Source organism: Pedobacter sp. WC2501, from assembly GCF_052682415.1.
Genome location: NZ_JBQZFI010000001.1, coordinates 6,095,225 through 6,108,880, shown reverse-complemented (window position 1 = coordinate 6,108,880; position 13,656 = coordinate 6,095,225). Strand labels below are relative to the sequence as shown.

11 protein-coding genes and 1 tRNA gene are annotated in these 13,656 nt (G+C 37.5%); 6 read left to right on the top strand and 6 right to left on the bottom strand.

The annotated features are described in order from the left end of the window. Positions 1–32: 32 nt before the first annotated feature. From ACUN24_RS25465 to ACUN24_RS25445, 5 genes are all read right to left on the bottom strand, one after another. On the bottom strand, positions 33–611 hold the full coding sequence (locus ACUN24_RS25465) for an O-methyltransferase (protein WP_445565024.1): 579 nt from the start codon (positions 609–611) through the stop codon (positions 33–35). A gap of 119 nt (positions 612–730) precedes the next feature. After that, positions 731–1,621: a branched-chain-amino-acid transaminase gene (gene ilvE, locus ACUN24_RS25460; RefSeq protein ID WP_445565023.1), complete on the bottom strand. Its 891-nt coding sequence runs from the start codon at positions 1,619–1,621 to the stop codon at positions 731–733. A gap of 797 nt (positions 1,622–2,418) precedes the next feature. Continuing rightward, positions 2,419–2,664, bottom strand: a complete 246-nt coding sequence (gene atpC, locus ACUN24_RS25455) for an ATP synthase F1 subunit epsilon (RefSeq protein WP_025145830.1) — start codon at positions 2,662–2,664, stop codon at positions 2,419–2,421. A gap of 85 nt (positions 2,665–2,749) precedes the next feature. Beyond that, the gene (gene atpD / locus ACUN24_RS25450) at positions 2,750–4,252 is read right to left on the bottom strand and encodes a F0F1 ATP synthase subunit beta (RefSeq protein WP_116251722.1); all 1,503 of its coding nucleotides are present in this window, start codon (positions 4,250–4,252) and stop codon (positions 2,750–2,752) included. A gap of 203 nt (positions 4,253–4,455) precedes the next feature. Then, the gene (locus ACUN24_RS25445; protein ID WP_445565022.1) at positions 4,456–4,974 is read right to left on the bottom strand and encodes a hypothetical protein; all 519 of its coding nucleotides are present in this window, start codon (positions 4,972–4,974) and stop codon (positions 4,456–4,458) included. Between the two features lie 94 nt (positions 4,975–5,068). On the opposite strand from ACUN24_RS25445, the gene ACUN24_RS25440 reads away from it, so the two are divergent. From ACUN24_RS25440 to ACUN24_RS25430, 3 genes are all read left to right on the top strand, one after another. Continuing rightward, positions 5,069–5,977 (top strand): SDR family oxidoreductase, encoded by a 909-nt coding sequence (locus ACUN24_RS25440; RefSeq protein ID WP_445565021.1) that lies wholly within the window; start codon positions 5,069–5,071, stop codon positions 5,975–5,977. A 103-nt stretch (positions 5,978–6,080) separates the two neighbouring features. Continuing rightward, positions 6,081–6,545: a redoxin domain-containing protein gene (locus tag ACUN24_RS25435; protein ID WP_445565020.1), complete on the top strand. Its 465-nt coding sequence runs from the start codon at positions 6,081–6,083 to the stop codon at positions 6,543–6,545. A 99-nt stretch (positions 6,546–6,644) separates the two neighbouring features. Next, positions 6,645–6,718, top strand: a tRNA-Arg gene (locus tag ACUN24_RS25430). A gap of 405 nt (positions 6,719–7,123) precedes the next feature. On the opposite strand, the gene ACUN24_RS25425 is transcribed toward ACUN24_RS25430, so the two are convergent. Beyond that, positions 7,124–7,498 (bottom strand): chorismate mutase, encoded by a 375-nt coding sequence (locus tag ACUN24_RS25425; protein ID WP_219075726.1) that lies wholly within the window; start codon positions 7,496–7,498, stop codon positions 7,124–7,126. Between the two features lie 536 nt (positions 7,499–8,034). Between ACUN24_RS25425 and ACUN24_RS25420 the strand changes: the two genes are divergently transcribed. The 3 genes from ACUN24_RS25420 to ACUN24_RS25410 all read left to right on the top strand — a co-directional run bounded on the left by ACUN24_RS25420 (position 8,035) and on the right by ACUN24_RS25410 (position 13,651). Continuing rightward, entirely contained in the window at positions 8,035–8,613 is a 579-nt protein-coding gene (locus ACUN24_RS25420; RefSeq protein WP_445565019.1) for an RNA polymerase sigma factor, read from the top strand. A 101-nt stretch (positions 8,614–8,714) separates the two neighbouring features. Continuing rightward, positions 8,715–9,899, top strand: coding sequence for a FecR family protein (locus tag ACUN24_RS25415; RefSeq protein ID WP_445565018.1), 1,185 nt, complete (start codon positions 8,715–8,717; stop codon positions 9,897–9,899). Between the two features lie 260 nt (positions 9,900–10,159). Beyond that, on the top strand, positions 10,160–13,651 hold the full coding sequence (locus ACUN24_RS25410) for a SusC/RagA family TonB-linked outer membrane protein (protein ID WP_445565017.1): 3,492 nt from the start codon (positions 10,160–10,162) through the stop codon (positions 13,649–13,651). Positions 13,652–13,656 lie beyond the last annotated feature (5 nt).

Sequence of the window (13,656 nt, the reverse complement as noted above, 5' to 3'; positions counted from 1 at the left end):
AAAAATGCAAAGAACTATTTTAATGTATTTCTCTATTTTTTTACCCCGATTACTATTCCGGTTGCCCAAACCTGTTTAGTTAAAAGCAAATCATCTCTGGATTCTAAATCTTTAATCAACTTAATTGCCTTTTCCTGATGTCCTTCAGGCCAATTTTGCTGAGGTAACATATCATCGATTATATAAAGACCACCTTTGTTGAGCATGGAAATCGCTTCGTCTAAAAGCAAATATTTTCCATGCCAGGTATCGGCAAATATGTAATCGAATTTTTTGTCTTTATTCTTTTCAATCCACTCCGCTCCGTCAGTTTCAACCAATGTTAAGCGTTCATCTCCGCTAAGAAAATCTTTCGCAATCGCTAAAAATTTAGCATCATTATCAATCGAAGTCAAAGTACTGTGTTCATCCAGGCCATCTAATATCCATGAGGTCGATAAACCAGTTCCGGTTCCAAGCTCCAGAAATTTACCTGAAGGTTTGGTTGCAGCAAGGGTTTTAAGCAAAGAGCAGGTCAACACGTCCGATGCCATATCAAAACCCGAAGCCTTGGTAGCCGTATCTATTTGCTGGTAAGCTTTTGGATAATTTTGATTGATTTCTTCAGTCATTTGTTTTTAATTGCTCGTTGTTATTCCAATTTCTTCTGGCTCATAGTTCATGGTCTTTTGGTTAATAGCGAGTATGCTAATCTACTATGAGCCGTTTTACTATGGACTATCGACCCATTTTAAATGATCACTTCGTAATTCACTTTTTCAAGCACAAGGTTTTTATAGGCACGTTGTATGGTATAACCAATAGATTCCCGCCATAGTGGACGATAAACAATATCATCGATGGAGGCAATGCCGGCTATCTCGGTCGCTGTTCCGCATAAGAAAGCGCCATCGGCATTTTTAAGGTCTTCTATGGTTAGTTTTTTCTCAGTACATTCTATATCCAAAACAGTACAAAGTTCCTTTACAGTTGCACGTGTAATGCCTGGTAAAATGTTCCCTAAAGATGGGGTATATAATTTTCCATCTTTTTCCAGAAAGATATTTGCTCCGGATGCTTCGGCAACAAAGCCATGCATATCTAAAAGTAAAGCTTCGTCGTAACCTTTAATGTTTGCTGCTGTAGTTGCTAAAATAGAATTGACATAGTTTCCACTCAATTTCGCTTCCATTGGAGTCGATTTTGGATTTGGCCTCTCGTAATCAGAAATAGTTAAATTTAACAATTTGTTGCCCGAATAAGCATCCCATTCCCATGCACATATTAAGATCGAGACTCCGCTCGGCTCGTTTAATTTCATGTTCGGATGGCAAAATACCAAGGGGCGGATATAAGCATCTTTCAGTTTGTTCAACTGTAGTAGTTTATAGGTTGCAGCAATTAATTCTTGTTTATCCCATGGGAAAGGAATGTTTGCCAACTGGCAAGAACGTTCTAAGCGGTCGAAATGGGCAGCAGCTTTGAAAATGCGGTTACCGTTATGCGTTTTATAGGCTCTAATACCCTCGAAAGCAGCATAGCCGTAGTGTAGCGACTGTCCGTAAAGATCAGTACTGCTGTTCACAGCCTTTTCAAACTGTCCGTCAAGGTAAATAATCGTATTAGAATTATAGTATTTCATCTGTTTATTCTTATTGTTTTTTTAACCTATTTGCATGAATGGGTCATAATACTGTGTTTTGTTATCTAAAAAAAGCGTCCCGTTTGTATCGGGACGCTTTAGGTATATTTAGTTTTTTAAAATCTATTTAAAAGCTGCCCATTTTCTTACTCCATAAAATGTTTAGGAGTAGGAGGTTAAGTAAAATGACAGGTAACAACGCTACATTACCAGCTGCTTTTGCAGTAGTAGAGGTAGGAAATATGTTGTGCTGAATAGTCATTATTATCTTATTGTTTATAATAAACCAATTTAGTTTTTGGTTCATTAATATGCAAGAGAAATCAGAAAAAAGTTAAATAAGAATATTATTCTTGTATTTGCCTTATGATCGGAATAATATTCTTAACTAATGTTGAATTAGTTATTTAATGCCGATAGCTGTAGACCAGATATCAAAACGGTATATGGTCTGTTTGTTATGCTTGCATTATAAATTTTCTATTTTTCTGCCTAAAATGCCCAAACACGCACTGAAAATTGAAAATTTTAGCAGGTTTTTTGTGAGAAAATGTAAAGAAACATTAGTGTTTGAATATAGACCCTGAAATAAATTACCTTCGGTGAGCTCGCTTAAGGCTCGGTTTACTTCGTAGCTTTCCGCTTCGCTACAGGTCAGGGTGACGGATCGATTTTAAACAATCTCTAAATATTTTTTAAACTTTAATTCTGGTTATGATTGGTTTGAAATACTAAGTTAAACAAAAAGCCTCCTGATTTAAAATCAGAAGGCTTTCTAAATGAGTTAATTATTTTGCTTAAGCGATACCTTCAGCTAAAACCACAATTTTGTTGTGAATAGCTTCAACTACACCGCCTTTAATAAAAAAGCGTTGTTCATCAGCTTTATTTGCTTTTATAATCACTTCTCCATCTTCTAAAGTAGAGATAATGGCGGCATGGTCTTTTAAAATCTGAAAAGAACCTAAAGTACCAGGAACCGTAACTGCTGTTACTTCACCTTCGAAAACTTTTTTATCTGGAGTTAATATTTCTAAATTCATTCTTTTTAGATTGGAGTATCTGGTAGTTAGTATCAAGTATCAAGATTGTATTTCAGTCTTGATACTTAATACTCAAATCTCGATACTAGTTCGCTTCTGCTAATAATTTTTTACCTTTTTCGATTGCATCTTCAATGCTACCAACTAAGTTAAATGCAGCTTCAGGGTACTCATCAACTTCACCATCCATGATCATGTTAAATCCTTTGATGGTGTCTTTAATGTCAACCAATACACCTTTTAAGCCTGTAAATTGCTCAGCTACGTGGAAAGGTTGAGATAAGAAACGCTGAACACGACGTGCTCTTGATACGACTAATTTATCTTCTTCAGATAATTCATCCATACCTAAGATCGCGATGATATCCTGTAATTCTTTATAACGTTGTAAAGTTTCTTTAACACGTTGTGCAGTGTTATAGTGCTCATCACCTAAAACAGCTGGAGAAAGGATACGTGAAGTAGAATCCAATGGATCTACCGCAGGGTAAATACCTAACTCGGCAATTTTACGCGAAAGTACTGTAGTTGCATCTAAGTGGGCAAAAGTTGTTGCCGGAGCCGGGTCAGTTAAATCATCCGCAGGTACATATACCGCTTGTACTGATGTAATTGATCCACGTTTTGTTGAAGTAATACGCTCTTGCATTAAACCCATTTCAGTTGCCAATGTTGGTTGGTAACCTACAGCTGATGGCATACGACCTAGTAAAGCCGATACCTCAGAACCTGCCTGTGTAAAACGGAAGATGTTATCAACGAAGAAAAGGATATCTTTTCCAGCGCCTTCGCCATCACCATCACGGAAATATTCTGCAACAGTTAATCCTGATAATGCTACACGTGCACGTGCACCAGGAGGCTCGTTCATTTGTCCGAAAACCAATGTTGCTTTAGATTCTTTTAATTTTTCAGTATCAACAGCTTTTAAATCCCATCCACCTTTTTCCATTGAGTGTAAGAATTCGTCACCATAGTTGATTACACCTGATTCGATAAACTCACGAAGTAAATCATTACCCTCACGAGTACGCTCACCAACACCTGCAAATACTGATAAACCAGCATAAGCTTTCGCGATGTTGTTAACCAACTCCATGATCAATACTGTTTTACCTACACCAGCACCACCGAATAAACCAATTTTACCACCTTTTGCATAAGGCTCTAATAAATCGATTACTTTAATACCTGTAAAAAGTACTTCAGTTTCAGTAGATAAATCTTCGAACTTAGGAGGAGTAGCGTGGATAGGACGACCATCAGTTTTATCAACAGCTGTAATACCGTCAATAGCTTCACCAACTACATTAAATAAACGACCTTTAATTTGATCGCCTACTGGCATCTTAATTGCTGAACCAGTATCAAGAACCTTCATTCCACGAACTAAACCATCTGTAGAGTCCATTGAAATTGCACGTACACGGTCTTCACCTAAGTGCTGTTGAACTTCTAAAACAATTTTTTGTCCATTTTCTTTCGTTATCTCTAACGCATCAAAAATTTTAGGTAGATGGGCATCATCAGCAAAGCTAACGTCAACCACTGGGCCGATAATTTGTGCTATTTTTCCTAAGTTAGGCATATCTGTTGTGAGTAAATTTATTACAGTCAATGAATTAAAGCTGTTTATAGGGGCTCCAATTCGGTTGGCAAAGTTAAGTTATTCTTACTGAATTCTAAATATATATTACAAAATTTTTTAACATCTAAAATGTTGTCAGATTTTAGTGGAAAAACTGTTCAAAAACCTGTTGTTTTTCAAATCTTTGAATCGTCAGGACAACATTAAAAAGTATAGCCTAATCCAATTCCTATAGTCAATAGGGTTTCATCGCCCGTAAATAAGAGTGCGCCTGTTCTGTACATAAAACCGCCTGTCGGTTTTTGGTGCCTAAAACCAGCCCTTAAAATCACTGGGGTATTAACGGCTCTGTTATTAAAATTATAATCATATCCGTTAATGGTAAGTAATTGTCCTGAAAAACCATTTAATGGTTTTAATATAGTTAGACCAATACCTGTTTCGAAGAAATTTTTAGATGTGCTACTTTTGCTTAGGAGGAGGTTTGCCTCTAGTGGAAAAATCAATACATCTTCAAGAGTTGAAAAACCAACTCTAGGTACTATCTTTACTTGCTTACTTAATTGAAATACCCTATCGTAATTAATCGAATATACCCCTCCATTTCCAAGGAGTTCCGCATAAATGCTGTTTTTTTTGATGTAATGTTCAGTCAGTTTTGAATCCTGGGCAATAGCTTTAAAGCCAAGTAGAAATAATAGAGCAGTTAAAAAGGGTTTCATCGTTATCTTTGGTTCTAGAATTGATTAGTTTGAAATTTTGTCATAAACCTATTACAATTAGTCGTAAGTGACAAAAAATAATCTTTTATAAAAGATGAAAAGAATAATGGTTACCGGTAGCAATGGTCTTTTGGGGCAGAAAATAACAGAAAAAGTATTATTCGAGGGGAGGGTAAATCTGATAGCTACTTCGGTAGGGGTAAACCGTTTTCCTGTTAAAGAAGGATATGAGTATGCAGAAATGGATATCTTAAATCCTGAACAGGTGAAAGAGGTTATTGAAAAATATCGTCCTGACGCGGTTATCCACACCGCTGCAATGACTAATGTAGATACCTGTGAGGCAAATAAAGAGCTTTGCCATCGGTTAAATGTTGATGCAGTTGGAACCTTGTTATCTATGTGTGAGGAAAAAAATATCCAGTTGATCCATTTGAGTACCGATTTTGTTTTTGATGGACTAGACGGGCCTTATAAAGAGCAAGATGCTGTAAATCCGGTCAGTTATTATGGTAAATCTAAGGTGCTGGCTGAAGAACTGCTCAAGAAATCAAATGCAAATTGCGCTATTTTAAGAACAATATTAGTGTATGGCATTAGCAATGATATGAGCCGGAGTAATATTGTGCTTTGGGCTAAGGGAGCATTAGAAAAAGCATCACCCATAAATGTGGTGAACGACCAATGGCGCATGCCGACCTTGGCCGAAGATCTGGCCGAGGCCTGCCTGCTGGCTGTTGAAAAAGATGCTAAGGGGATTTACCATATATCGGGTAAAGATTACATGAGCATTGCCGATTTAGTGCGGAAAGTTGCCGGCTATTGGAAGCTGGATGACTCGTTTATTAATGAAATAAGTTCTGCAAGTTTAAACCAAACTGCTAAAAGGCCTGTAAAAACAGGATTTGTGCTGGATAAGGCCATTAAAGATTTAGGATACAATCCGCATTCTTTTGAAGAAGGATTGTTAATTTTGGAGCAACAAATGGATAAAGCAAATTAGTTCATTTGTCATTGATTCATTAGGCTGATGTAACACGAATGAACAAATGTCTAATGAACAACTGAACCAATTAAATATATTTAACCTATAAAAAAAAGTACAAATGGCATTACAAATTGGCGATACCGCCCCTGATTTTAAATTATACAGTTCTGATTTAACAGAAATTTCTCTTTCTGGCTTTAAAGGCAAAAAAGTAATTATTCACTTTTTTCCAATGGCTTTTACCGGAACGTGTACCGAGCAGTTATGTACCATGCGTGATAATTTCAGTTATTACGAAGGAATAGATGCACAGGTAATTGGCATATCTGTTGATTCTCCTTTCTCTTTGGCGAAATTTAAAGAAGTACAAAGTTACCAGTTTCCATTATTGTCTGATTTTAACAAAGAAGTATCGGCAGCTTACGGTGCTCTTTATGATGAATTTGCTTTCGGATTAAGAGGTGTTTCTAAAAGAGCAGCTTTTGTTATCGATGAAGAAGGAAAAATTGCTTATGCTGAAGTTTTGGAAAATGCAAAGGATTTGCCTGATTTTAAAGTAATTAATGATGTATTAGGCGCATAAAGCAAACTCTGCAAAGAATTATTTTAAGATTTTTTTAAAAATTAATTGGAAATTAAAATATCAAATTATACCTTTGCAGTCCGTTAACGATACGGAAACGCATTTGTAGCTCAATTGGATAGAGCATCTCACTACGGATGAGAAGGTTTGGGGTTCGAATCCCTACAAGTGCACTAAAAGGAGAATTGAAAAATTCTCCTTTTTTTGTCTTTATTTTTTTTGTAAGTGACTCATTTACAATTGATTGATTAAAAATATAGTGCTACAGGTGTTGGATAATGGCATTTCATAGTAGAGATTTGAGTCGAACAGATCTATAAACTCTCTTTTTTCCATAGTATCCGTATACTTAACGTCTGGAAGAAGCCCATTCGTCGATCCACGATATTGAATGCCTCATTAGAAGTATTCCAGATCTAAGAACAGCGGTTTCCAATAATCAATTTTCTCTTCATAAGTGTTAAACAATCTGCGGTATTGTCTGAATGTAGGATGGATTAAACAGGGAACTCCTGAGGGACAAAAATGATATTCAATAAAATCAATGATTTTATTGAATATCATGAAGCTGAATGAGCTTATTGTCCGGAATGGCCTGATTTTATTTCCTCTTCTTTTCTTAAGCTTTCTTTATGAATGGCATTGAAAACTTCAGTTACAAAGTCCGGCGATAAATCATGCTTTTTACCCGCTGCTATATTTTTATCCAGCACCTGCTGAAAACGTGCGGCCTGTAGGGGTGGGATGTGGTTCTTTGCTTTATAAATCCCTATTTCTTTCACTACAAGTTCGCGCTGCCCCAATAATTCAATGAGTTGCTGATCTAAGGAATCTATTTTCTTTCTATTACTTTCCAATGGGTTCATGGTAGAGGATGGAGAAGTTGATTGTGCAAACAGGCGGTCGCTGCCAATGATGAGTAAGGTAACGAGTAAAAATTTTTGAAGTTTCATAACCCATTAACGCCAATTGAAACGTAATTGATATTAAAAGTGTCGTTATTATTTATAGAAAACTGATTAATAATGCATTTTAATATTAAATAAAGACTGGCTTTACAATGATTTAACGGTAACAATAATTTTCATTTGTTAAGCTGTTTATCAATATGCTTATTTTACTGTCATGGGAGATAGCATGCTTGCATAACAGGTCTCTATTACCAAATAAGCCCTAAACAAAATTGATTGCCGTTTCGCATAAATGCACTAAATGTAAGAATCCTTAAACTTATAGGGTCAAAAGAGGGTTTCTTTTCAGTATTCCTCCATAACATTGTTTATTTCCAGATTAAAAGATCCATGCTCATCTAATATTAAATATTATCGATGGATAAAGGCGGATACTTAACGTTGAGCAAATTGGACTATTTATTCTGAATAATATTCAATTAACAAACAAGATTATATCCGAATCATTATCATATTGTTATTGGTGTGCTTTTTACCCATTTCTATTTACAATAAATAAGTTCTATTTTTACTCATCAATGGACCAGGACTATGCCACATATAATGACGACAAGTTACTTTCGCTATTAATAGATCGGGATAACAGGGCTTTTTCAGAAATTTATAACAGATACTGGCCATTATTGTACAAACACGCGCTACGGATGCTCAAAGATGGGAACGAGAGTGAGGATGTAGTTCAGGAGGTATTTACAAAGTTGTGGCAGAAAGCACCACAATTGTCATCCAATACTTCACTTGGAGCATATCTTTATGTTTCTACCAGAAATGCAATTCTGAATTTTTTTAGTAAAAATCAAGTGCATCATGCTTATTTAACCGATCTTGGTCAATTTTTGGATCAGGCACAGGAAATCACCGATCATCTCATTAGAGAACGCATTTTAACCAAGCTAATTGAAGAGGAAATTGAAAAACTGCCTCCACGAATGCGCGAGGTTTTCGAGCTGAAACGAAAACAAAATCTTTCCTATAAAGAAATTGCGGGCATTATGGATATTTCTGAGCTTACTGTTAAAACGCAAATGAACAAAGCTATTTCTACATTGCGAACCAAATTTGGGAATCATTTACCCTCTTTCTTTATCTCATTATAGCGCTGTTTTCAATAAATTAATAAAAAAGTAACTTTTTTTTAATATTGGATACAACATTGCCTTGAGCTAGCTGTCATACTATTATACTACCTGTAATAAACATGAACAAACAAACTATAAGTGGATTTATCAGAGACTATCTTGATAATAAACTTACAGCAAAACAAAATGCCCGGCTTGAAACCTGGTATTTGTTAAAAGCTGAAGAAAATAAATCTGTTGATCCACCACCAATAGAATATGAAAAGTTACAAGCCAGAATCTGGAACAAAATTCTTTCTGATGTTTCACAAGCCGCACCTGAATTGCCAAAGGTTCAGAAATTAAGCAGTTCATATAAAAGAATAATTTCAATAGGGATTGCCGCAAGCATATTACTGATGGCCGGAGTAGGTTACCTGATGCTTAAGGATAACAGTACTACTCATGATCGGTTTGTTATTGAAAAAAAATATGACCTGCCTGCTGGTACTGATAAGGCAATATTAACTTTATCTGATGGCAGGGTAATTGATTTAAATAAGGATGCTGTTGGTAAAATTGCAACCGAAGCTGGAATTGAAATTACAAAATCCTCAGAGGGAACTTTGGTTTACAAGGCTTTAGATACAAAAGGTAAAGGTGTTGGGTTTAATACCATTACTACACCTATAGGTGGACAATATACTATTATCCTGCCTGATGGGTCAAAAGTTTGGTTAAATTCAGGATCATCTTTAAAATATCCGACAACTTTTGCCGCAAATGGAAGAAACGTAGTCTTAACTGGGGAAGGATATTTTGAAGTTGCGCATATAGAAGGAGCTAAAGGGAGAGTGCCTTTCTCCGTATCAGTGATTAAAAACAATGCTCAATCAGAAAAGGTGCAGGTGCTGGGCACGCATTTTAATATCAGTGCCTATGCGGATGAGCCCTTTATTAAAACTACTTTACTTAAAGGAAGCGTAAGTGTTGCTTTAAACGATAATAAACCTACATTGCTTAAACCAGGTCAGCTGGCAAAGCTGAGTAATCAAAATATACAGGTACAAGAAGCAGATACTGAAATGGCGGTTGCCTGGAAAAACGGAGCGTTTGTATTTAGAGAAGATTTACGCAGCGCTATGAGAAAGGTAGCCCGATGGTATGATGTAGAAATAGTTTATGAAGGAACTGCACCAGAAAATTTAATGCTGGGCGGTTGGATGTCGAGAGGCACAAATATTTCAGAAGTGCTGAACCATATTCAGTTAACAGGAAAAGTACACTTTAAACTTGAAGGAAGGAGGGTAATCGTTTCTAAATAAATTAAAAACGATTCCAAAAAAAACCAGAAGTGCTTGGCGGCACCCCTGGATAATTGGTAGTCGACAATAATTAATCAACTAATAATCGCATAAGGTCCTGATTTCGAAGCCCGGGCCGAATGCAATAACCAAACAAACAAATGTATAAAAATTTTACTTCACTCGGATTGCTTAACCGGCAGTTCCGAAAACTGCTACTCGTTATGCGACTAACTGCTGCGATTCTTCTTTTAACGTTCATGCAAATCAGTGCATCAACAATGGCACAAAAAGTTTCCATTGTTGAAAAAAATGCGCCATTGGAACGCGTGCTGAAAGAGATACGTAAACAGAGCGGTTACGACATTATTTATGACCTCAATATTATTCTGGATGCTAAACCTGTTTCCATCAATGTAAATCAGGTTAGTGTATTCGAGGCTATTCAAAAATCATTAAATAACCAGGCCCTTTCTTTTTCGCTGGATGGTAAAACCATTGTAATTAAAGAAAAAAGTGTGACTGATAAACTGGTTGATATTATTAAGGCCGTTGATGTAAAGCTTTCAGTAAGGGATTCTTCAGGCAGGCCACTCCCGGGAGCGAATGTGTACAACAAAACAATCAATAAGATGTACACCACCGACAAAAACGGAGATTTGGTGATTAATGATGTGCCTGCCAATGGTTATGTTCTGCAAATCAGTTATCTGGGCTTTAAGGGCGAGGAGATTTTCGTTGACCGGAAGACGATTACTTATTATATCACACTCAGACAGTCTTCAGCTTCGCTGGAAGAAGTATCAGTGGTTTCAAACGGCTATCAGAAAATAAGCAAGGAGCGTGCTGCAGGTGCTTATGCAGTTATTACTGGTAAAGAACTGGCAGCTAACCCGGCTGTAAACATTCTGGAACGCCTGGAAGGGCAGGTAGCTGGCGTAAAGTTCGATATCAAAGGCAACGCCGTTCAGATTCGCGGCGTAAATAATTATGCAGGTGGTAGTGGCCTTCCGCTCATCGTAGTGGATGGATTTCCTTTAATGAATCCCAGTGATGCAGCGACCCTCACCAAACAGGTGGCCGGCAATACTTTTGGTAATTCAATTATCAGCAACATCAATATGGCAGATATTGAGCAGATTACTTTCCTTAAAGATGCTTCAGCTTCATCTATATGGGGTTCAAGAGCAGCAAATGGTGTAATTGTAATTGAAACTAAGAAAGGAAAAAAAATTGCACCTTCATTGAATGTTGGTTATGTTTTCGGTATTTCAAAAAATCCTTCTATTGCTGATTTGCACTGGATGAATAGTGCTCAATACATCAATTTAGAGCAGGAGATGGTGGATAAAGGAATCCTTGTAGATCCCGTTGCAGCAATCGCAACAGATCCGAGCAATGCGATCTACACCCCTAACAATAGTGAAGCAACTGAATGGATGTTCAGGGTTAAACGGGGTACGGCTACTATAGCACAGCGCGATGCCGCACTCGCAGAAATCGGTTCCAGAGATGGTATGAAACAGATTGAAGATTATTTATTGCAAAATGCAGTTAATCATCAGTATAACCTTTCTTATTCAGGCGGTTCGGAATCGAGTACCTACTACATATCTGGAAACTACACTAAAGATGTACCGGTTTTTAAAAGCAATTACGGCGAAAATGCATTTGTAAATGCCAATACTTCAACCGATTTTTTTAACAAAAAAGTAACCTTGAGGGCATTATTTAATTATCAGTACTCGAAGTCGCAATACAATCCAACTGCAGCAAATGCCTTATCAATAAGCCCCACGGCATTACGCCCTTATGATTTATTGCAGGATGCAAATGGTAATAGTATTGGAAGAAATATTATCATTACCGATGCTATAGCAAAGCAAATGGTTGGCCAGGGTTATTTACCCTTTACTTACAATACATTAGATGAGTTAAATTATTCAAACTCTATCGCAAAAAATAATGTACTCAGAATGAGTGCAGGTTTAAATGGGAAAATTGCGAAATGGTTAAATGCTGATATTTCAATATCCAATCAGCGCCAGTTCGGTAGCTCTTATACGCTGGATGATGCAAATAGTTATGCAGGCAGACTGCTTACAAATAACTTTACCCCGCTTGTTAGTGGTAGAGCAGTTGCACCAACCTTTGCGGGTGGACGCTACATTACCTATGGAACCACATCATCAGAAACATCGTTAAGAGGTCAGTTAAACTCCGACTTTAATATCGGAGGCAAACACCAGTTCAATGCCATTGCTGGTGCCGAAATCAGGGAAACCAATTCGGATAATACATCTGAAACCAGATATGGCTACAACGCGGATACGCGTACGATCGCAACAGTTAACCCTACGCAACAATACCCAGACATGTATGGCTATACCCAGACTCTTGGTGCTAATTTAAGTAATCTGGTTGCTTACCGTAAGCGATATTTATCGTATTATAGTAATGCATCATACAGTTATCAGGAAAAATATTTTGTTACAGGTAGTGTTCGGTTTGACGATTACACGCTGCTGGGAATTGACAGAAGCAAGAGGGCCGTGCCGTTTTGGTCGGTTGGTTTGCGGTGGAATGCAAACAAAGAAGAATTTATACAGAATTTACAATGGCTGGATGCCCTTAGCTTTCGCGCAACCCTGGGTACAAGCGGTGTAGTGCCTCAGTCTGGTAATAATGTGCCTATATTAGCGATAACTGGTACCGATCCAAGAACCAACCAGCCTGTAGGTAATATCGATTTCCCTGCCAATTCTGATTTGGGTTGGGAAACCACCAAAATGGGCAACCTGGGAATGGATTTTGGATTTTTTAAAGGAAGGTTGAATGGAAGCTTTGATGTGTATCTAAAAAGAACAAAAGGCATTTTAGGGAACTTTGCTTACAACCCGACATACGGATGGTCGAGCCTTAATTTCAATAGTGGAACCTTAAACGGCCAGGGTTATGAATTTACTATAAACGGTGAAATCATCAGGGCTGGAAAGTTTAGCTGGAAATCTATATTGAATTTTGGCTATACCACAAATAAGGTTACTGATCAACGATATGTCAATAATGCCAGTAATATAGCAGGAACAGCAGCAACAATTGAGGGAATGCCTTTGGGGGCGACATACGTTTATCGTTTTGCAGGGCTTGACAACAAAGGGCAATCTCAGATCTATGATCGCAACAACAACATCATCAACAATACGACCAACCTCACGAATGCATTTACGAAAGAAGATTTGGTTTATGCAGGTAGGAGATACGCGCCTTATACAGCCGGTTTCAACCATAACTTCAGCTACGGCCAGTTAGAATTAGGGGTGAGGTTTGTAGGTTATTTCGGCCATATTTTCTTAAAAAATGCCGTGACAAATTATCCAAATTTTGCAGGCACATACTCAGGCGTGCTTGGTCGTCAGGGAGAACTGGATAATCGCTGGAGAAAACCAGGTGATGAAGCCAATCCTGATGTTATTCCGGGCTTGACAGACGTGAACTTTAACAGCATTAACCGTTACCGTTTTTCAGATGCTTTGGTCCGAAATGCAGATAACATCCGTTTACAACAGATTTCTCTTGCTTACATCGTTCCGCAGCGCTTCCTGCCCCGTAACTTCGTGAAATCTTTGTCGCTATCGGCAAATGTGCGAAACCTGGGGATTGTCTGGCGCGCAAATAAGGATGGCATCGATCCTGAATTTATCAATACAGGAAATTTTGGTAGTACAACACCAACGCCAAGTTATGTTTTTGGAATCAACGCAACGCTTTAATCAAC